This window comes from Flammeovirga aprica JL-4 (assembly GCF_012844305.1).
Classification (GTDB): domain Bacteria; phylum Bacteroidota; class Bacteroidia; order Cytophagales; family Flammeovirgaceae; genus Flammeovirga; species Flammeovirga aprica.
Genome location: NZ_JABANE010000045.1, coordinates 40,530 through 59,575, shown reverse-complemented (window position 1 = coordinate 59,575; position 19,046 = coordinate 40,530). Strand labels below are relative to the sequence as shown.

Annotated in this window: 20 protein-coding genes and 4 tRNA genes; 11 read left to right on the top strand and 13 right to left on the bottom strand. The window is 35.2% G+C overall.

Going from position 1 to position 19,046, the window contains the following annotated elements:
* Positions 1-26 precede the first annotated feature (26 nt).
* Positions 27-1,307, top strand: coding sequence for a histidinol dehydrogenase (hisD, locus tag HHU12_RS16920; protein ID WP_169657924.1), 1,281 nt, complete (start codon positions 27-29; stop codon positions 1,305-1,307).
* A gap of 230 nt (positions 1,308-1,537) precedes the next feature.
* Here hisD and HHU12_RS16915 read toward each other — a convergent pair whose 3' ends face one another.
* From HHU12_RS16915 to HHU12_RS16885, 7 genes are all read right to left on the bottom strand, one after another.
* Positions 1,538-1,942 (bottom strand): hypothetical protein, encoded by a 405-nt coding sequence (locus HHU12_RS16915; RefSeq protein WP_169657923.1) that lies wholly within the window; start codon positions 1,940-1,942, stop codon positions 1,538-1,540.
* Between the two features lie 436 nt (positions 1,943-2,378).
* Positions 2,379-2,461 (bottom strand) — tRNA-Leu (locus HHU12_RS16910).
* 23 nt (positions 2,462-2,484) lie between these two features.
* Positions 2,485-2,567 (bottom strand) — tRNA-Leu (locus tag HHU12_RS16905).
* A gap of 36 nt (positions 2,568-2,603) precedes the next feature.
* Positions 2,604-2,686 (bottom strand) — tRNA-Leu (locus HHU12_RS16900).
* Positions 2,687-2,709: 23 nt separating this feature from the next.
* Positions 2,710-2,792 (bottom strand) — tRNA-Leu (locus HHU12_RS16895).
* Positions 2,793-3,087: 295 nt separating this feature from the next.
* Positions 3,088-3,858, bottom strand: a complete 771-nt coding sequence (gene surE, locus HHU12_RS16890) for a 5'/3'-nucleotidase SurE (protein WP_205959909.1) — start codon at positions 3,856-3,858, stop codon at positions 3,088-3,090.
* 85 nt (positions 3,859-3,943) lie between these two features.
* The gene (locus HHU12_RS16885) at positions 3,944-4,582 is read right to left on the bottom strand and encodes a hypothetical protein (protein WP_169657922.1); all 639 of its coding nucleotides are present in this window, start codon (positions 4,580-4,582) and stop codon (positions 3,944-3,946) included.
* Positions 4,583-5,045: 463 nt separating this feature from the next.
* Here HHU12_RS16885 and aceB point away from each other — a divergent pair, with 463 nt between their 5' ends.
* Both aceB and aceA read left to right on the top strand, forming a co-directional pair.
* A complete protein-coding gene (aceB, locus tag HHU12_RS16880) occupies positions 5,046-6,647 on the top strand; it encodes a malate synthase A (RefSeq protein ID WP_169657921.1) in 1,602 nt (533 codons plus the stop codon).
* Between the two features lie 162 nt (positions 6,648-6,809).
* Positions 6,810-8,084: an isocitrate lyase gene (gene aceA, locus HHU12_RS16875; RefSeq protein WP_205959908.1), complete on the top strand. Its 1,275-nt coding sequence runs from the start codon at positions 6,810-6,812 to the stop codon at positions 8,082-8,084.
* A gap of 574 nt (positions 8,085-8,658) precedes the next feature.
* On the opposite strand, the gene HHU12_RS16870 is transcribed toward aceA, so the two are convergent.
* From HHU12_RS16870 to HHU12_RS16860, 3 genes are read right to left on the bottom strand one after another with little or no spacing between them, the layout of a single operon-like run.
* The gene (locus tag HHU12_RS16870) at positions 8,659-9,957 is read right to left on the bottom strand and encodes a cryptochrome/photolyase family protein (protein WP_205959907.1); all 1,299 of its coding nucleotides are present in this window, start codon (positions 9,955-9,957) and stop codon (positions 8,659-8,661) included.
* Between the two features lie 57 nt (positions 9,958-10,014).
* Positions 10,015-10,509: a flavodoxin family protein gene (locus HHU12_RS16865; protein ID WP_169657920.1), complete on the bottom strand. Its 495-nt coding sequence runs from the start codon at positions 10,507-10,509 to the stop codon at positions 10,015-10,017.
* Between the two features lies 1 nt (position 10,510).
* On the bottom strand, positions 10,511-10,873 hold the full coding sequence (locus HHU12_RS16860; RefSeq protein ID WP_169657919.1) for a winged helix-turn-helix transcriptional regulator: 363 nt from the start codon (positions 10,871-10,873) through the stop codon (positions 10,511-10,513).
* A 110-nt stretch (positions 10,874-10,983) separates the two neighbouring features.
* Between HHU12_RS16860 and HHU12_RS16855 the strand changes: the two genes are divergently transcribed.
* Entirely contained in the window at positions 10,984-11,577 is a 594-nt protein-coding gene (locus HHU12_RS16855) for an NAD(P)H-dependent oxidoreductase (protein WP_169657918.1), read from the top strand.
* Positions 11,578-11,579: 2 nt separating this feature from the next.
* On the top strand, positions 11,580-12,227 hold the full coding sequence (locus tag HHU12_RS16850; RefSeq protein ID WP_169657917.1) for a peroxiredoxin-like family protein: 648 nt from the start codon (positions 11,580-11,582) through the stop codon (positions 12,225-12,227).
* 95 nt (positions 12,228-12,322) lie between these two features.
* Here the strand turns inward: HHU12_RS16850 and HHU12_RS16845 are convergent, their stop codons facing one another.
* The 3 genes from HHU12_RS16845 to HHU12_RS16835 all read right to left on the bottom strand — a co-directional run bounded on the left by HHU12_RS16845 (position 12,323) and on the right by HHU12_RS16835 (position 14,430).
* Entirely contained in the window at positions 12,323-12,730 is a 408-nt protein-coding gene (locus HHU12_RS16845) for a GNAT family N-acetyltransferase (RefSeq protein WP_169657916.1), read from the bottom strand.
* A gap of 11 nt (positions 12,731-12,741) precedes the next feature.
* Positions 12,742-13,698 carry a hypothetical protein gene (locus tag HHU12_RS16840; protein WP_169657915.1) on the bottom strand — a complete coding sequence of 319 codons (957 nt, stop codon included), beginning with the start codon at positions 13,696-13,698 and terminating at the stop codon, positions 12,742-12,744.
* A 204-nt stretch (positions 13,699-13,902) separates the two neighbouring features.
* Positions 13,903-14,430, bottom strand: coding sequence for a GNAT family N-acetyltransferase (locus HHU12_RS16835; protein ID WP_317170490.1), 528 nt, complete (start codon positions 14,428-14,430; stop codon positions 13,903-13,905).
* Between the two features lie 203 nt (positions 14,431-14,633).
* Between HHU12_RS16835 and HHU12_RS16830 the strand changes: the two genes are divergently transcribed.
* The 6 genes from HHU12_RS16830 to HHU12_RS16805 are packed head-to-tail and all read left to right on the top strand — an operon-like array spanning position 14,634 to position 18,821.
* Positions 14,634-15,521 carry a protoglobin domain-containing protein gene (locus HHU12_RS16830; RefSeq protein WP_169657913.1) on the top strand — a complete coding sequence of 296 codons (888 nt, stop codon included), beginning with the start codon at positions 14,634-14,636 and terminating at the stop codon, positions 15,519-15,521.
* Position 15,522: 1 nt separating this feature from the next.
* Entirely contained in the window at positions 15,523-15,900 is a 378-nt protein-coding gene (locus tag HHU12_RS16825) for an STAS domain-containing protein (RefSeq protein WP_169657912.1), read from the top strand.
* Entirely contained in the window at positions 15,890-16,279 is a 390-nt protein-coding gene (locus HHU12_RS16820; protein ID WP_169657911.1) for an ATP-binding protein, read from the top strand. Before HHU12_RS16825 ends, HHU12_RS16820 begins: the two co-directional genes overlap by 11 nt.
* On the top strand, positions 16,267-16,851 hold the full coding sequence (locus tag HHU12_RS16815; RefSeq protein ID WP_169657910.1) for a SpoIIE family protein phosphatase: 585 nt from the start codon (positions 16,267-16,269) through the stop codon (positions 16,849-16,851). The genes HHU12_RS16820 and HHU12_RS16815 overlap by 13 nt, the downstream gene beginning before the upstream one ends.
* Entirely contained in the window at positions 16,851-18,485 is a 1,635-nt protein-coding gene (locus HHU12_RS16810) for an ATP-binding SpoIIE family protein phosphatase (RefSeq protein ID WP_169657909.1), read from the top strand. Before HHU12_RS16815 ends, HHU12_RS16810 begins: the two co-directional genes overlap by 1 nt.
* Before the next feature lie 3 nt (positions 18,486-18,488).
* A complete protein-coding gene (locus tag HHU12_RS16805; protein ID WP_169657908.1) occupies positions 18,489-18,821 on the top strand; it encodes an STAS domain-containing protein in 333 nt (110 codons plus the stop codon).
* Positions 18,822-19,046 lie beyond the last annotated feature (225 nt).

Below are 19,046 nucleotides of genomic sequence, written 5' to 3'. Positions count from 1 at the left end.
TACTTCTCTTCTAAAGAAGACGAATTATGAAATTATATAAAAACCCCTCAAAATCAGAATGGTCAGAGTTGTTACTAAGACCTGCAATGAGTATTGAGGAAATCGAAAAACAAGTACAGCCTATCCTTAAAGCTGTACAAAATGAAGGTGACGCTGCTTTACGTGCTTTTTCTCTACAATTTGACAGAGCTGACATTGATTCTTTTTTAGTTTCTGAAGAGGAATTTGCGGAAGCTGAGAAATTAGTTGCCCCTGAACTAAAAGAATCCATTTCAATTGCTATTGAAAACATTACTAAGTTTCATGCCGCTCAAAAAACGGAAACGTTGAAAGTGGAAACAATGAAAGGGATTCAGTGCTGGAGGAAAAGTGTTCCTATTCAAAAAGTAGGCCTTTATATTCCTGGCGGTACAGCCCCACTTTTCTCCACTGTTATAATGATTGGTGCGCCAGCATTGATTGCAGGTTGTGAAGAAGTATTTTTATGTACTCCTCCTAATTCTAAAGGAAAAATCCACCCTGCAATTTTATATGCAGCTCAAAAAATTGGTTTGACAAAAGTATTTAAAGTGGGTGGTGCTCAAGCTATTGCTGCCATGACTTACGGTACTGAAAGCATTCCTAAAGTTTCAAAGATTTTTGGTCCAGGAAACCAGTACGTAACAGCAGCTAAACAATTAGCCACTAAAGAAGGTATTGCGATCGATATGCCTGCAGGCCCTTCTGAAGTTTTAGTATGGGCAGATGATACTGCACATCCTTCATTTATTGCTGCTGACTTATTATCTCAAGCTGAACACGGTACTGACAGTCAGGTTATTTTAGTCTCTACTTCTGAGGATACCATCCGCAAGACAGAAGAGGAGCTGGAAAAGCAACTTGCTGTACTACCTCGTCAAGAGATTGCTAAAAAGGCTTTAAATAACAGCAGAAGCTTCTTAATCGAAGATGAAAATACTGCCCTGGAGCTTGTCAATGAATATGCTGCTGAACACCTTATTTTGTCATTAGACAATGCAGAGGAAGTAGCTGAGAAAATCATTAATGCTGGTTCTGTATTTGTGGGACATTACACTCCTGAATCAGCTGGCGATTATGCTTCTGGCACAAACCATACTTTACCAACTTATGGTTATGCGAAAAACTACTCTGGCGTATCTTTAGATAGCTATTATAGAAAAATAACTTTCCAGAAGATCGACAAAGAGGGTTTAAAAGCTTTAGGACCTCACGTGGAAAGAATGGCTGCTGCTGAAGAACTAGAGGCTCATAAAAATGCCATCACAGTAAGATTAAACGAGTGCTAGGCACTTTTTTGAATACATAAGCAGTTGTACAATTAAAATCGGAAGTTTTGGGTTTTCTTTTTTAGCCTACTCTTCGTTAGAATATCATCACGTAGCTTCGGCTATGCTCTTCTATCCTGCCTTGATTAGACTAAAAAATAATAATCCAACTTATCTCTATTTTAAACGTGCAACTGCATAAAAAAACCTTCCCATTTTAAATGAGAAGGTTTTTTTGTTATTTATATTCTTTACAAACCTGCTTTAACTTTAGGTCTCAATTTCTCCAACAGAATAATTACCTCTGCCTTGTCATGAAGGAAATTATCTACCCTACTATGCACTAGTTTGTTTCTTGTATCAATATCTAAACTGTCCAGATCTTCATCGTCTCCGATCACATTCTCACCATCCACATACTCTTCATAAAGAAGCATACCATCAAAGCGGACAATTTTAAAATGAAGTATAGAAGAGTTCAAATCATCCCCTGATAATTCGGCACTAAAAGTATCTAATTTCAGAGGTTGAGAATACGTCAACTCATATTTTTTCACATACAACAGATCCTCAGCAAGCGACTCTTCAATCGCTTCCTCTTCACAACTGATAAACAGTAGTAAAAACAATCCATATATGAAATTTCTTATTGACATGTACATTCTATCATTCACGTAAACAAAGATAGGACTTTTTTACGTTTAATTTTAACTATTTTTCAACTTTTGTTAAAGACATCTAAATATAGCTGTTAATTATTGTAAACACTGCCTTTAAAACTTTAATCAATTGAAATATTTTAAATAATCTTCACTTATAATAGACAGTGAAAGCTGCGGAAATGTACGAAGGGATTCTATATTTTTTTAATTGTTTACCTCTTCAAAAATCACAAAATTCATATCAATTAAAGCCTTATAAAGCTAGCATTCCAAAGCATCGATTCATTTTGCAACCCTACTTATAGATTACAACTAAAATGATCGCATGTGACAATTCTTATCTTGCCTAAATTGGAGTATTTAAAATAAGCTTAGTGGAAAAATTTAAGCAATAAAAAAAGCATTGATATTTCTACCAATGCTTTTTGAGTACCTGGGGTGGGACTCGAACCCACACGAGCAAAGCTCACAAGATTTTGAGTCTAGCGTGTCTACCAATTCCACCACCCAGGCGGAAATTAAAAAAACAATCGTAGTACCTAGGGTGGGACTCGAACCCACACGAGCAAAGCTCACAAGATTTTGAGTCTAGCGTGTCTACCAATTCCACCACCTAGGCAAATTGTTTTTTAATTTCTTCAATATGGACAAAATGTACTTGAGGTGGGACTCGAACCCACACGAGCAAAGCTCACAAGATTTTGAGTCTAGCGTGTCTACCAATTCCACCACTCAAGCGAAAATATAAAAAATGAACGTAGTACCTAGGGTGGGACTCGAACCCACACGAGCAAAGCTCACAAGATTTTGAGTCTAGCGTGTCTACCAATTCCACCACCTAGGCGGTTCATTCTATATTTCGTACATGCTTTTCGTTTAAAGCGATGCAAATATGCAAGGTTAATTGATAGAAAACAAACCAAAAATAACCTCACAAGAAATTCTTTTATTAACACACTGAATAATAGGAAGAAATTCTTCAAATAATAAATGTAAACTATTCGAGTGTGTTAATAGTTAAAAGTTAAGAATTAAGATCGCATGTATATTTATCATCAAAATAATGATTGCACGTTTAAAGAATGATAGTTTACTATAAAACCAACTACACTTTTCACACTCTTAACTCTAATATAGGTCTACTCTTCCCAAACACCCTTTAATTCCTCCAGATAATTATAATCTGTAAGGTCTATTTTAGTAGGTACAATACTTCCATAATTTTGCTCGATCGCAAACTCATCAGTATCTTCAGAAGTATCAGGATTCACAAATTTACCTGTTAACCAAAGGTATTTTCTTCCGCTAGGGTTTACCCTTTCGTCAAACTGTTCATGCCATCTCCCTTTCGCCTGTCTTCCCACTTTCATACCTTTAATAGGTTCTCCATTATATTTAGGGAAATTGACATTCAATGCAGTCCCTTGTGGCAAGCCGTTCTCTAATACAGATTGAGCTACTTTCTTCACCCACTCTCTTGTATGTTCAAACTCGGCATCGTAACTATAATCACAAACACTAAAGCCAACGCTTGGCAAACCTTCTATAGTACCTTCTAACGCCGCTGACATTGTCCCTGAGTACAACACACTCACGGATGTGTTACTACCATGATTAACACCACTGACTACTAAGTCAGGTTTTTTAGGTAAAATATGGTTCTTTGCCAATTTAATACAATCAGCTGGGGTGCCGGAACACTGATAAGCCTCGATGCCCCAATCACTAAATAAATCTGACTTATGATATCTTAATGGGTCTTCAATTGTAATTGCATGTCCTTGTCCCGATTGAGGGCTGTCGGGTGCTACGATAACCACCTCACCAAGTTCACGCATAATGTCTGCTAAAAATTTAATTCCTTTCGATGTTATTCCATCATCATTGGAAATCAGAATTAAGGGTTTCATACGTATATTTTGTTTTTAGTAAAAGCATTCATTAAATATGATGCTTAAAAAAGGGCTATTGATTTAACAGCCCTAATTTAGTTTTTTAATTTGAAATTTCTTTTGTTTCGACTAGCGAATCATAATACCTGACTATCTGAAGAAAATCTTCACGGTCTTTATAATCCAGCTTGTTTATATTGATAAATGCTTTCACTTTATCTTTGTATTTTCCAAAGTAAGCCAGCATTGTTTCTTCTTTTCTCATATCTACCTGTCGGATATCTGCAAACATATCCATCAAATAAAAATCATGAACCAGCACTCTACGACGTGTATTAAAATTACTTCCCCAATAAGGATCATAGGATGTCTCTGAAATTTCTGCTATTCTCTCTCTTGCAAATAATATATAAGGCTCTCCTTCTTCTATTAATTCAAAAAAGTGATTCTTCACATAACCTTTTGATTTCTTGAAGGGCAGTGAAAAGAACACTCTCTGTCTTTTAGTCATTGCATCCATAATTTCAAACGACTGCACATTTTGTGCTCCATAAGATTTGATCACACCATTGACAATAACTTGAATAGACTCCACTCCCTCTTCTAAAGAATACTTCACTCTTCCTCTCATTGAGTTACCATTGGTCAAATCTACTTCTCCTTGATGCCAATATTCGGAAGGAAATTCTTGCCCAATTACTGATAATGGTATGATAAAAAAAATCAAATAGGTTAGTGTCATTTTAAGTTTCATATGCATGCTTTTTCAAGTTCAGTGAATATAGGTCTTCATTTTAATAAACAAGACAACAGAGCAATTAGTTTAAACAACTGTATACTGCTACAGAAATAAACCAAAGGACAACTCCATTTTTAACCAATACAAAAGAAGCCCTTATATAAAAATACATTATTTTTTTTACTTCAAAAACTATTCTCCTAAATATGTTAATAGAAACCTCAAAAGATGACATATGTTTTGTTTTAAATAAAAATTAATTTTTTTTGCGAAATTTCGCAATTTTTTAATTCATTATTTAATTATATTAATTAATCTATATTTATATTTATTTACAACATACGTATTTTTTTGTTTATATTTTAATAAAATGAATGTATATTCACTAGCGAATTTTCGCTTTTTTTATTCAATTCGCTTTTTATATCTTTGAGACATCATTCACCCAAACGAAACTTTAAATACTATGAGAGTACAATCTACAACACAGCTTGAAAATTTAGAGATTAAAGGTTTAATTTCTAAACAATTCGAAGACATCCTAACTCCAGAGGCTTTAGAGTTTGTAGTCCGTTTACATGAGAAATTCAACAAGAGGAGAATTGCTCTTTTGGAAGCACGCATCAAGAGACAACAGATGATTGATGAAGGCAAAAGGCCTAACTTTTTAGCGGAAACGGCTTATATACGTAACAGTCAATGGACCGTTGCTGAAGTGAAGGATGACTTAAAAGACAGAAGAGTGGAAATCACCGGTCCTGTTGATCGCAAAATGATCATTAATGCATTGAACAGTGGTGCCAATGTATTCATGTCTGACTTTGAAGATGCCAACTCTCCTACTTGGGATAACAACATCAACGGTCAAATCAATTTGAGAGATGCAGTAAAAGGCGACATTCAATACACTCACCCGAAAACTGGCAAAGAGTACACCTTGAATGCTCAAACAGCTACTTTGATGGTACGTCCGAGAGGATGGCATCTAATCGAAAAGCACATTATCATTGATGGTCAACCTGCATCTGGCAGTTTGGTAGATTTCGGTTTGTATTTCTTCCATAACGCTCATGCGTTAATCGCAAAAGGAAGTGCTCCTTATTTTTACCTTCCTAAAATTGAAAGTCACTTGGAGGCAAGGCTTTGGAATGACATTTTTGTTTTCGCTCAAGATTACTTAAAAATTCCTCAAGGGAGCATCAAAGCTACAGTATTGATTGAGACAATCTTAGCTGCTTTTGAAATGGATGAGATTCTTTATGCTTTAAAAGAACACTCTGCAGGATTGAATTGTGGAAGATGGGATTATATCTTTTCTTACATCAAGAAGTTTAGAAATGACCCTAACTACATGTTACCCAACAGAGCACAAGTGACCATGAAAGTTCATTTTATGAAATCATATTATGAGCTATTGATTCAAACTTGTCACAAAAGAGGTGCCTTTGCAATGGGTGGCATGGCCGCGCAAATCCCAATCAAAGACGATGAAAAAGCGAATCAGAGAGCGATTGAAAAAGTAGCGAAAGATAAAACGCGTGAAGCAATGGCTGGGCATGATGGTACTTGGGTTGCTCACCCTGGATTAGTTCAAACTGCGAAAGAGGTTTTTGATCGATACATGGGAGGACCTAACAACTTGAAAAAACCAATCACTCATAAGAAAATCACAGCTGAAGATCTTTTGAAGGTTCCTGAGGGTGAGATTACCATTGATGGATTGAAAAATAACATTGACGTAGGAATTCAGTATATCGCTAGATGGTTAGATGGTCAAGGTGCAGTACCTATCTATAATTTAATGGAAGATGCCGCTACCGCTGAAATCTCAAGAACACAGGTTTGGCAATGGATCAAACATAAAGCGACAACAGCTGACGGCACTTTAATTACCACAGAGCTTTATAGAAGTTTGCTTCCTGAGATCATGGAAACCATCAAAAATTACGTGGGTGAAGAGCAGTTCAACAACGGTAAATACGAAGAAGCCAAAAACATATTTGATAATCTAGTAACAACAGATGATTTCATTGAATTCTTAACGTTACCTGCTTATCAGCAAATATAACTCAAAGGTTTTTCAATCTTTCGAATAGAACATACCAATACAATTATTTTTAAAAAAGGGCACTTACAATAACATTGTAGTGCCCCATATAAAGTGAATGCTGGATGGGGGTCCAATGCATACACATTTATACATTTTCAACACAGTAAATTTAACACAATTATGACAAAGCAAGAAAGAATCAATGCACTAAAAGAAGAATGGGCAACAAATCCAAGATGGTCAAATATTGAGCGTCCTTATTCCGCTGAAGAGGTTATAAAACTTCAAGGGAATGTATTTGTGGAGTATTCTCTTGCTCGTCAAGGGGCTGAAAAATTTTGGAAAGGATTACACACAGAACATTTTATGGCAGGCTTAGGGGCTTTGACTGGAAATCAGGCTATTCAAGAAGTTGAAGCAGGGTTGAAGGCTATTTATTTGTCTGGATGGCAAGTGGCTGCTGATGCAAATTTAGCTGGTCAAATGTACCCTGATCAATCGTTATACCCTGCAGACAGTGTACCTAAAGTTGTTACTAGAATTAATAATGCATTGAGAAGAGCCGATCAGATACAATCTGTTGCTGATAAAAATGACACAGATTATATGGTGCCGATTATTGCAGATGCTGAAGCAGGTTTTGGAGGCAATTTGAATGCTTTTGAATTAATGAAAATGATGATTGAAGCTGGAGCTTCAGGCGTACATTTTGAGGATCAACTTTCTTCGGCTAAAAAATGTGGTCACTTGGGTGGTAAAGTGTTAGTACCTACCCAAGAAGCAATCAATAAGTTAGTAGCTGCACGTTTAGCTTCTGATGTTTGTGGAGTTCCTACGCTAATTATTGCAAGAACAGATGCAGATGCTGCCAACTTACTGACAAGTGACATTGATCCAAGAGACCGTGAGTTCATTCATGGTGAAAGAACTGCTGAAGGTTTTTATGAAGTGAAAAATGGTATTGACCAAGCCATCTCTAGAGGACTTTCTTATGCTCCATATGCTGATTTGATATGGTGTGAAACATCGCTACCTGACTTAGAGGAAGCGAAAAAATTTGCTGATGCTATACACGCAAAATTTCCAGGAAAAATGTTGGCTTACAACTGTTCTCCTTCATTCAACTGGGCTTCAAAATTAAGTGTAGAAGAAATGGAGACTTTCAGAGAAAACCTTGCTGACATGGGTTATAAATTCCAATTCATCACATTAGCAGGCTTCCACGCCTTGAATACAAGTATGTTTGAATTGGCCAAAGCATATAAAGAGAGAGGAATGGCCGGTTACTCTCAATTACAAGAAAAAGAGTTCAGCTTACAAACAGACGGTTTCAGAGCAGTAAAACATCAAGCTTTTGTTGGTACTACTTACTTCGATGCCGTACAGAACACCGTGACCGCGGGTACGTCTTCTACTACAGCAATGGCAGGTAGTACAGAAACTGCTCAATTTTAGAGTATCAAGTACTAGGACAAAAGTAATCGAGTGTTCCGCACACCATAGCTAAAACTATGGGCAAATTATACTTCAACCTAATCAAGACTAAAGTCTTGAAGGTTGATAACGGAGGCAACACTTTAGTGTTGTCGGAGTCAATATCACCAGCCCATGACTTCAGTCATGGTGCACGAGATTAATGTTCCATTTCTTATGTCCTAGTACTTAGAAATATAGCATTAAAAAACAGGAGGCAAACACATTAGTTAAATTTTAAAACTAGGTTTAAACATATCAAATGGCTTATTGATCGAACACAGTTTGTCCTCCTGTTCCAACATATTATAGTTCTCACATACTCCAAACACTTACATATGGTTACCTAAAATTTTTAAAACGCTCTCGTGCTTATGAGAGCGTTTTTTTGAGCATATTTGGAATATTTATTTTAGAAGTAAAAATTTTCCATTTTAGGTTGTGAGGAAATTAATTTCTGAAAAAATAGTGGTTCTATAGTTGAAGACATTAATAAACTCACGTTCTGAAAGGGTGGATTTTTACTAAAATAGATATTTCAAAAATGCTCTTAGGTTTAAACTTCACTCAAAGCCAAACCATACTTATAGACATCCAAAGCTCTTTGCCTTGCCATTTTATGGTCTACCATAGGTTGTGGATAACCAAAACCATTAAATTCAGGTACCCATTTTTTGATATACTTAAAATCAGGATCAAACTTTTTCGTTTGAGCCGTAGGATTAAAAACTCTAAAATAAGGTGCTGCATCACAGCCTGTCCCTGCCGCCCATTGCCAGTTTCCATTATTGGAAGACAGTTCAAAATCAAGTAGTTTTTCTGCGAAGTAAGCCTCTCCCCATCGCCAATCAATCAGTAAATGTTTGCATAAGAAACTCGCCACCACCATTCTCACTCTGTTATGCATATAGCCCGTCTTATTCAATTCTCTCATTCCTGCATCTACAATTGGATAACCGGTTTGACCTTGTTTCCATTTCTCAAACTCTTGCTCATTATTTCTCCATTCAATATGATCATATTTTTTCTTGAAACTTGTATGAATCACATCTGGGAAATGATACAGAATTTGCATGAAAAACTCTCTCCAAATCAACTCCGAAAAGAAACTTGCATGGTCTTGTACTTTGTACACAAGCTCCCTTATACTTACAGTTCCAAAACGAAGATGAACGGACAAATTACTGGTTCTCTTTTTTGATGGAATATCTCTATCCACATCATAACCTTCTAAATGATCAATCTTATAATCCAATACCTTAATTTCAGATCTTGAAAAACCTATATCGCTTAGGGATGGAAAATCAAGTTGAGCTTGAATAACATTTGATGTACTTAATTCTACTTTGTACTCTAAAGTTTTTGAGGAATCAAATTTTTTCAGCCATTGATTTTTAAAGGGTGTAAAAACAGTATAAGGCTTCCCATCTTTCTTTAGAACTTCATCTTTAGCAAAGATGACCTGATCTTTAAATTGATAAAAGGGTATATTTTTTTGATGAAAGTAATCTCCAATTTTTTGATCTCTCTTAATGGCATAAGGCTCATAATCTTCATTAGCATAAAGGCCCTTAATATCATATTCCTGTTCTAATGATTGATAAACTTCAAAAGGCTTCCCAATTTTAACCAAAAGGCTACTATTTACCTTTCCTAATTGATCATTTATTTTTTCAAGCTGATCATATATGAAAGTGACTCTAGCATCATCTTCCTTTAATTCAGTGATAATATCTGTGTCAAAAATAAAAAGCAACAGCGTAGGAGCATTATCATTCAGAGCATGATGTAAACCCGCATTATCATATAGACGAAGATCTCTTCGGAACCAAAAAATTGAAATCTCTTTTTTCATTATCGTTTCTTATGGATTAAAGGTGTTTCAATCTAACTAAAGAAACGATTAATTGTTCTATTTTTCGCTGAAGAAATCTAGAAATGATGAAATCGCATTTTCAGAGTCCAAATCATTTATAGTGTGCTCCCCACCTAAAAAGTTCATACCTAAATAAGAAGCTGAATGTTTAAAAGGATGCCAGAAATCATCACCTAAATTCCCACCATTTGAGGTCGTAATCACAGCCATGTTTTTCCCTCTCAATTTCCTACCCAACTCTTTTTCAATTGTAATCAGATCCGTTATTCGATCAAAAAACACTTTCATCCTACCGCTCATGGCATACCAATAGACAGGAGTTGCTAAAACAATGGTATCATACTTTTCAATAATTTTCTTCATTAAAGGTAGAAAGTCATCCTCTTTATTTTGATGCTCGTAATCAAAATGCCCTATTTGATAATCAAAAAGGTTAATCACATCAAACTCTCCTTTCATTTGGAGAGTTTGGGCAAGTTTCAATGTATTACTTTCGTTTCTTGCACTTCCAACAATAATTACTGACTTCATGCTATAACGTTACAATTCTACATTGTTCAAAACCAATTTCGCTACCATAAGTATCCACAGTCCATTCGCTCAAAGCCTTTAAAACTGGCAATAATGCTTTCCCTTTTTCAGACAGTGAATACTCTACTCTTGGCGGTATTTCTGGAAATTTCTGTCTTATTATCAAGCCATCTTCTTCCAGTTCTTTCAACTGTTCTGTCAACACCTTTTTAGAAATGGTAGGTGTAAACATTAAAAGTTTACCAAAACGCAAACTTCCATTCGCCAATAAGTATAGAAGTATTGGCTTCCACTTCCCTCCTATGATGTTCATAGCATGAACTAATGAACACAAATTGGGGTTATCTATTACTTTTCTTCCCATAAGTCACCTTTTTGTAACCACTATTTTTTCAGTAATCAAACCTATTAGTTTCTTTTTTAAACTATTGTTAGTTCCTTTACGAAACAAATATAACACAAATCGAAAAAAACATGAAAAAAATATTAATTATTAACGGTCATCAGTATTATCCATTTGCTGAAGGAAAACTAAATAACACTTTGATAGAGAAGGCTTCTTCATGGTTGGAAGAAGCTGATTTTGAAATCAAATACTCCTCCTCTGAAAAGGAATATAATGTAGAGGAAGAAATGGAAAAATTCCTTTGGGCAGATGTTGTTTTACTACAAACGCCACTGAACTGGATGGGCATCACTTGGAGCTTTAAAAAATACATGGATGATGTATTCACTGCTGGCATGATGGGAACACTTTCTCAAGGTGATGGAAGAACTGCTGAAAACCCAAAACAAAATTATGGTTTAGGTGGTTTGCTTAAAGGTAAATATATGATCTCTGTTACTGCCAATGCCCCAAAAGAAGCCTTCAACAACCCTGATGAAAAGTTCTTCAACGGTATCAGTGAAGATGATTTGATGTTGCCGATGCACCTTAATTTTAAATGGTTTGGACTAGAGCCATTAGAAACATTTTTCGCTTATGATGTAATGAAAAATCCTGAAGTTGAAAATGATTTTATCCGATTTGAAAAACACATTAAAGAAGAATTAATCCAAAAAGCTTAATTATGGAATTGCAAGAATCACTAAGTAGACTCAAAGAGAAAATTGAGGGGGGAATGCCTGCCGAATTTGTAGAAATCATGCACCAAGCCACTCGAGACCTTGAGGCATCGGGTATTGGGGACGGTATTTTAAAAGCTGGGGACAAGGCGCCTACTTTCTCTTTGCCAAACCACAATGGAGAAATTGTTTCAAGTGAAGAGCTTTTGAAAGAAGGTCCATTGGTAATTACTTTCTACAGAGGTGTGTGGTGCCCGTACTGCAACACTGACTTGGCTTTCTTGAAAAGATACAAAACACAACTAGATGAAATGGGTGTGAAGATGGTGAGCATTTCTCCTCAAACCATCGAAAATAATCTAAAAATCGTAGAGCAACAACGATTAAACTTTGATCTACTAAGAGACGAAGAAAATAATATTGCAGATCAATTTGGTCTTAAGTGGGAAATGGAAGACCCTTTAAAATCCCTCTATAATGATAAGTTCAATATCAAATTGAATGATTATAATGGAGACGACACCTGGACTCTTCCTGTTCCTGCTCGTTTTATCATTGGTACAGATGGTGTGATCAAATATGCTGAATACTCAGTGGATTATACCAAAAGACCAAATCCAGATGTTTTAGTTTCAGAATTACAAGCTGTTTAATTCAACTAGAAAAACTCCAATTACTTGTACGTAGTAATTGGAGTTTTTTAGAGCATATTTGAAGCTTTTACCAGAGAAATGCTTTAAATATGCTCTTAATGCTCGCTTCCTTCATAAATCCACATTGGAGTAGTATTTCCTGCCTTAGAAAAGCCCATTTTCTCATAAAAACGAACTGCTTCACCATCAGAAGTCAGCATTTGCATATGGAAATCCTTGTATTTAACAAACATCTTTTCCATTATCATTTTACCAATTCCATGCCCTTGGTATTCGGGGTGAATCAATAAATGTGGATAGTAAACCACCAAATAACCATCAGAAATTGCATTCCCAATTCCTACTAATTCATCTCCATCCCAAGCCGATACTAAATGATGAGAATTGATTAACGCATTATATAATAAAGAAGGTTTTTGAGCAGAACTCCATTCATTCAGTTCGTAAAGCTTTATGATTTTATCTTTTTCTATTGCTCTTGTTTCTGAGATTGTAATGTTCATTTATCTTGAGTTTAGTCATTAATAATAGGAATTTCTCCCTTCACCCAATCAGGTAGATGAAAATCCATCCCTGTCTTCTCTTCTATTGTCACTAATTTATTTCGCAATTCAACAGACCGCAAGCCAATCGCCTTTCTATTTTTATTAATCTGATCAATAGTTTTCACCGTAGGAGAATTTAAATACCCGAACGCTATAGTCGTAGAATCTCGTAAAACAGCATTTTTCCAATCTTCCATTAAGGCCAACTCATAAGGAGAAATTTCACCTTTTACTAAAGACTCATGAAGATAAGGTTTTAGGTCTTCAAATAAAGTATCTTGTTTTACATAATCATAGGTGATAGAATTATGATGTGAAATAATGGTAGAACCCCAAAAGTCATTGCCTATTAGCTGTTCTCCGGGGTAGCCTTTAGTCGTAATAATCTGCTTCAGTTCTGCCAATTGCTTTTCACTATGTGGGGCAAACTTTGCATTTGCATAACGATCCTGTGCTTTATCACCAATTTTGATAAATGCTCCAAGTGCTTTTTTCTGATCCTTTTTAAAGAGTAAATGTACTTTATTTCTTAGTGTTAAATCAATATCTCCTTTCCATTTATTACACATCAACTCCGTTAATGATTTTAGTTCAGACTGTTCTTTGTTGGTGAAAATTGAATCTATGTTTTTATTCTTTTTGAAATTTTCCCATTGCCAACCTGCTTCACAAGATTGAAGAATTAGTGTCTTGGCTATTTCTTTTTCCTTTAGATATAAAGCCAAGGCAGCACCATTTTTCAGATCTCTTTTAAAAACAAAATCATATTCCTCGTATAACTTTTGGTAATTTTCCAATGCCTTATGATAGGCTTCCTCAGCAATCATTTCTTCTATTAGAATCACCTTCTGATGATATTCCAAATAATTTACTGTGTCATTAAAACTTAAAAGCGAAAAGAAGAAAGACAATAATAGAGTATTCATAATATGAGAGATTTAAGCAGTTGCACATTTGAAATTGGTAGAAGTTGGATAATTATTTTTCAGCCTAATCAAGGCAGAATAGAAGAGCATAGCCGAAGCTATGTGATGATATTTTAACGTAGAGTAGGCTAAAAAAGAAAATCCAAAACTTCCGATTTTAATTGTACAACTGCTTATGCTCTATGATAGACACCCTATTATCTATTAATAGTTGATGGGATCACTTTTTAACAAGCTATAAACTTCCAAATCATCAAAGGTATTATCGGGCATCAGAATACTTCCCCTTTCAATTCCTTCATAAATGAAACCTATTTTTTGAGGAATCTTTTTACTTGGATGATTACCCACTGCACATTTAATTACGATTCTATACATTTCCCAATCCTCAAAAGCCATTTTACACAATTGTTTCACCGCTTTAGTGACTATACCATTCCCTTGAAAGTCCTGCGAAAGCCAGTAGCCTATTTCTGTATTTTTATTGACCCTGTTTATATCCTTAAAACTGATCAATCCAATTAGCTGATCCTCTACCATTATAGCATACACTTTTGAGAGATGCTTATCAGGCCCTTCTAGCATTGAAGCTACAAATTTCCGAGTATCCTCAACTTCTTTGGTATACTGTACAAAAGGAAGCCATTCTCCAATGTATTCCCGTTGGTTATTAATGATATTGAAAATGGCCTCTGTATCGGACATTTCTAATGGTTTCAATCTAAAATTCACTGCGTTATATATGTTCGTGGTATCTGTAATAATATACACTTCTTAGAACACTAAGAAAAGTATCACACAAATTAATTCAAGCCTTTTTGATAAACAAGAGATCATAATAATTGCGAATTACCAACTAAACCTTAAATTTGTTTCTAGTATTATAAAGTAATATGCTCAAATTAATAGATTAACTCTAATTATATCATCAACAAATGGAAGTGATTTCTAGAAATGCTACCCAACTTTGTGATTTGTATGGAATCACTGAAATCGACATAAATGCTTTACATGACTTCAAACCTGTTGCCATCGAAGAAATTCCCAAAATGGTGGAATCTTGGTACAAATGGTTAAAAACAACTGCTGAATTTCAAGAATATTTTGCAGACCCTTCTACGCTACATAGAGTGCAAAAATTGCAATTAAGTTTCTGGGAAGAGTTTTTTGATGCAGACATCAATGATCAATATGTTGCTACACGCAAAAGTGTAGGTGAAGTGCATGCAAGAATTGGCTTATCACAAGAAATTTATTTAGCAGGTGTAGATCACTTTTTGAGTCTATTTATTGAAATTCTCCTAGCTCAAGACTGGGACAGGGAAAAGATTGATAGAATCAGAAGAGCCTTGAACAAGATTGTACATATGGACATGACAATTATAGTTCAAAGTTATGAGCATGTGGTAAACCAGAAAATCACAGCACAAAGTAAAACGTTAATGGCAATGTCCACGCCTGTTACTCAGCTTTGGGATGGATTATTATTGCTTCCAGTGGTAGGTTTGATTGATTCTAGAAGAGCACAAGATATTATGGACAATACGTTGAACCATATTTCTCAACACCATGCTCAAAGCTTTATTCTTGATATTTCGGGAGTAGCTGTAGTGGATACCGCAGTTGCCAATCACCTTATAAAAATCACAAAAGCTACAAAGTTGATGGGATGTGAATGTATTATTTCAGGCCTTTCTCCTGCAGTTGCTCAAACTATTGTGGAATTGGGCATCGATGTGGGAACCATCAAAACTACTGCTAATTTGAAGGCTGCTATCGAAATTGCATTCGAGAAACTGAACATGAAAATTGTGAAACAATAAGATGAATAATTGGGTAAAATCAGGGATTCCAATTCAATTGCACAGCAAATGTATTATTGCTTCTTTTCAATTGGATCTCCACAAAGATTTATTAAAATTATTCCAGCAGGAATTACTTGATGAAATTGTCAAGCACAACAACATCAAAGGTATCATCTTTGACTTATCGGGTTTGGAGATTATTGATATTATAGATTTTGAACACATCAGATCGATTATCAGCATGATCAAACTTACAGGATTTGATACCGTAATTTCTGGTTTAAGACCTACTGTTGTTTCCTCATTAATCATGATGGACGCTAACATTGACAACCTTTTATCATCTATAAGCTTAGACGAAGCTTTGATAATTCTCGATACTAAAAATGACAATTAGTATTAAATCCGAAAACGATATACATTATGCCCAGCATGAAGGTGTGTCGTTTGCTCAAAATATTGGAATGGAAACTTTAGATACTACTAAGGTTTCAATTATCATTTCAGAATTAGCTCATAATATCATCAAATATGCCCAAAAAGGATTTGTCCGTTTTTCAAAAGTAAACAACGAGTTCAATGTTGGTATTTTGGTGGAAGCAATAGACAATGGTCCAGCAATTGAAGATATTGAACGAGCTTTAAAAGACAACTATTCTACAGGAGGATCTCTGGGATTAGGTTTGCCTGGTATAAAAAGAATTTCTGATGAGCTTCATATCAGTTCATCCAAAGGAAAAGGAACGCATATCAAAGTAACATATTGGAAAAAATAAATATTGATATAGGAGGTTTTACAAGACCCATAGCTGGTGAGAAGAAAAACGGCGATGCTATTTTTATCTATCAGAAAGAAGATTTTTACTTTTTTGCGATCATAGATGGCATTGGTCATGGTGAACCTGCGTTTAAAATTTCATCGAAAATCAAAGACTATCTCTCTCATAATATCAGCATCAACGTTGCCAAAGTGATACAGGATACTCACCAATATATGTTGGGGTGTGAAGGTGCCGCTTTAGGTATAGGAGTAATTGATCATCATCACTTTTATTTTGGGAGCCTCGGAAATATTACATGCAAAGTGATGAACACTGAAAATACAGAATTATTATCCACTGATGGTTTGTTGGGTGTAAGAGGAAGAAGTGTGAAAGTAAGCACAAAGATCCTTCAAGATAATGATCTTATTTTAATGTACAGCGATGGAGTGGACTCCTCTTTCTCAAATGGAAAATTTAAAAACTATCATTTGTTTTCGAGTGAAATTCTTGCAAAAAAAATTATCAATCAGTGGGGATCTATCTTTGATGACGCCTCTATGATTGCTGTTAAAATTAGGAAATAATGATGCATCAACCGTTTAGCAGACAGAAAATTGCCAATGAACAAGATGTGGTCAGTTTAAGAAAAAAAGTCTATCAGGCTTTCTTAATTTGCTATGACGATAACAGTTTTTCTGTAAAAATTGCGACCATGCTTTCTTCTTTGCTGAAAAAAATCATCACTGATCATCAGCATATATTTTTAGACACAGATGTTTTTGTGGTTGGAGACTATGTAAAAAATGCAAGAATAAGAATTTTTGATCCATTTTATGCCATTTCAAAAGACATTCCTGATCTCTATTTACATCAAACAAGTCTTAGTGTAAAAGATGACGCATTGGAGCTGATTATTGATAGAAATTTTCCTTTGACAAGACTGGAAGATGCACTTGTCACTTTTAACGAACGATCAAGAGATGAACTCCTCACCGAACTGCAATCTAAAAATAAAGACCTGCAGGAATCTTATGAAAGCTTAAAAAGGGCCAAGGATAATAATGCAAGGATGGAAAGTGAACTTGCAGTAGGAAAAAATATTCAAATGAGTATGCTTCCGACTGATTTTCCTTCTAATGAATTTATTGACCTACACGCCAAACTTCTCCCCGCTCGTGAAGTTGGGGGTGATTTTTATGACTTTCAAATCATAGAGGAAAATTGCCTGTACTTTGTGGTGGGTGATGTTTCAGGCAAAGGCGTTCCGGCCGCCTTGTTGATGGCCATGACAAAATCTCTGTTAAGAAGTGTTGCTATAACAGAGCATTCCACTCATCTAATTATTACTCATGTCAATAATGAAATCGCTAGAGAAAATAAAAACAATATGTTTGTGACTATTTTCTTAGGGCTATTGAACATGAAAACAGGAGAGCTGACGTACACCAATGCTGGACACAATCCTACCTATATTCTTTCTGAAGATGCCGACCCTATTAAACTAAGTGATAGGCACGGACCCGTTGTAGGTGCTTTGGAAGGTTTTGAATACAGTGAAAGTACTATTCAACTTTCCTCTGGTCAGATGGTATTTGCCTACACTGATGGCGTGACAGAAGCTCAAAATATCCACCGTGAACTTTACTCTGACCTCAGGTTAGAAAAACTGATTGATTCAATAAAAAACAAACCCATTGAATCTTTGGTTAATACAGTAATAGAGGATGTAGGATTGCATGAAAAAGAATCAGAGCAAGCAGATGACATCACAGTACTTTGTGCAAAATATACCAAAAGAAGCAACCCTGATTTTTCAGTAAGTTTTCCTGCTGTGTTTGAAGAAAAAGAACAGCTTACACCACAAATCAATTCTTTTTTCGAAGACCACAAATATCCTGCTTCTTTCGCTCAAAAAGTACAGATCGTTTTGGATGAACTTGTCAGTAACATTATTAATTATGCTACAAAACAGGAAAAAAGTACCGATATTCAACTTTATATTTACTTACTTGAAAATAAAAACGGCATTAAAATTCAAATTATAGATAACGGAATTCCTTTTAATCCACTGGAAAAAGAAGCTCCTGACATCACATTATCTGTTGAAGATAGGCCAATTGGCGGTTTAGGAATACATATTGTTAAGAGTTTAGCAAGTAACATTGATTACGCCAGAACCGACAGTCAAAATAAAATAACATTATTATTAAAGATATAACCGATGGAAATAGAAGTAACGAACATTAAAGACATCTCAGTAGTACATGTAAATGGATTTATGGATGCAAGTACTTCACCCATTGTAGAAGAAGAGGTGTTGAAACTTATTGAAGAAGGAAAAACAAAACTTTTGCTCAACCTGAAAGACGTTTCTTATATGAGTAGCTCAGGTTTAAGAGTATTTCTATCTGCATCAAAAAGTATTAAGGCAGTAAAAGGCAAATTTATAGTTTGTGAGGCAAACGAAGTGGTGCAAGAAATACTAAAAATTTCTGGCTTTGATCTTATTATAGAGGTACAAGAGAAGTATGAAGAAGCAATTTTGAGTTTCTAAACACCTTATAACCTTATAACAACAAACCCTTAAATCTAAAATTGATAGATTTAAGGGTTTGCTTTTTTATACATTGGCTAAAATAACAAAAGCTCCCCGGTTTACGGAGAGCTCTCTTTTTACAATTAGGTTTACATTACCTTTTACTTAGGTAAGTTCGGAGGGGCTTATGTTCAACTTCCTCGAATCCGGTTGTTTGAGAAAAAGTCAAGGGTATCTGAATCT

Excerpts from the sequence above, each read along its gene's own strand:
- hisD (WP_169657924.1), top strand. The coding sequence starts at position 27 with ATGAAATTATATAAAAACCCCTCAAAATCAGAATGGTCAGAGTTGTTA.
- HHU12_RS16915 (WP_169657923.1), bottom strand. The coding sequence starts at position 1,942 with ATGTCAATAAGAAATTTCATATATGGATTGTTTTTACTACTGTTTATC.
- surE (WP_205959909.1), bottom strand. The coding sequence starts at position 3,858 with ATGAAACCCTTAATTCTGATTTCCAATGATGATGGAATAACATCGAAA.
- HHU12_RS16885 (WP_169657922.1), bottom strand. The coding sequence starts at position 4,582 with ATGACACTAACCTATTTGATTTTTTTTATCATACCATTATCAGTAATT.
- aceB (WP_169657921.1), top strand. The coding sequence starts at position 5,046 with ATGAGAGTACAATCTACAACACAGCTTGAAAATTTAGAGATTAAAGGT.
- aceA (WP_205959908.1), top strand. The coding sequence starts at position 6,810 with ATGACAAAGCAAGAAAGAATCAATGCACTAAAAGAAGAATGGGCAACA.
- HHU12_RS16870 (WP_205959907.1), bottom strand. The coding sequence starts at position 9,957 with ATGAAAAAAGAGATTTCAATTTTTTGGTTCCGAAGAGATCTTCGTCTA.
- HHU12_RS16865 (WP_169657920.1), bottom strand. The coding sequence starts at position 10,509 with ATGAAGTCAGTAATTATTGTTGGAAGTGCAAGAAACGAAAGTAATACA.
- HHU12_RS16860 (WP_169657919.1), bottom strand. The coding sequence starts at position 10,873 with ATGGGAAGAAAAGTAATAGATAACCCCAATTTGTGTTCATTAGTTCAT.
- HHU12_RS16855 (WP_169657918.1), top strand. The coding sequence starts at position 10,984 with ATGAAAAAAATATTAATTATTAACGGTCATCAGTATTATCCATTTGCT.
- HHU12_RS16850 (WP_169657917.1), top strand. The coding sequence starts at position 11,580 with ATGGAATTGCAAGAATCACTAAGTAGACTCAAAGAGAAAATTGAGGGG.
- HHU12_RS16845 (WP_169657916.1), bottom strand. The coding sequence starts at position 12,730 with ATGAACATTACAATCTCAGAAACAAGAGCAATAGAAAAAGATAAAATC.
- HHU12_RS16840 (WP_169657915.1), bottom strand. The coding sequence starts at position 13,698 with ATGAATACTCTATTATTGTCTTTCTTCTTTTCGCTTTTAAGTTTTAAT.
- HHU12_RS16830 (WP_169657913.1), top strand. The coding sequence starts at position 14,634 with ATGGAAGTGATTTCTAGAAATGCTACCCAACTTTGTGATTTGTATGGA.
- HHU12_RS16825 (WP_169657912.1), top strand. The coding sequence starts at position 15,523 with ATGAATAATTGGGTAAAATCAGGGATTCCAATTCAATTGCACAGCAAA.
- HHU12_RS16820 (WP_169657911.1), top strand. The coding sequence starts at position 15,890 with ATGACAATTAGTATTAAATCCGAAAACGATATACATTATGCCCAGCAT.
- HHU12_RS16810 (WP_169657909.1), top strand. The coding sequence starts at position 16,851 with ATGATGCATCAACCGTTTAGCAGACAGAAAATTGCCAATGAACAAGAT.
- HHU12_RS16805 (WP_169657908.1), top strand. The coding sequence starts at position 18,489 with ATGGAAATAGAAGTAACGAACATTAAAGACATCTCAGTAGTACATGTA.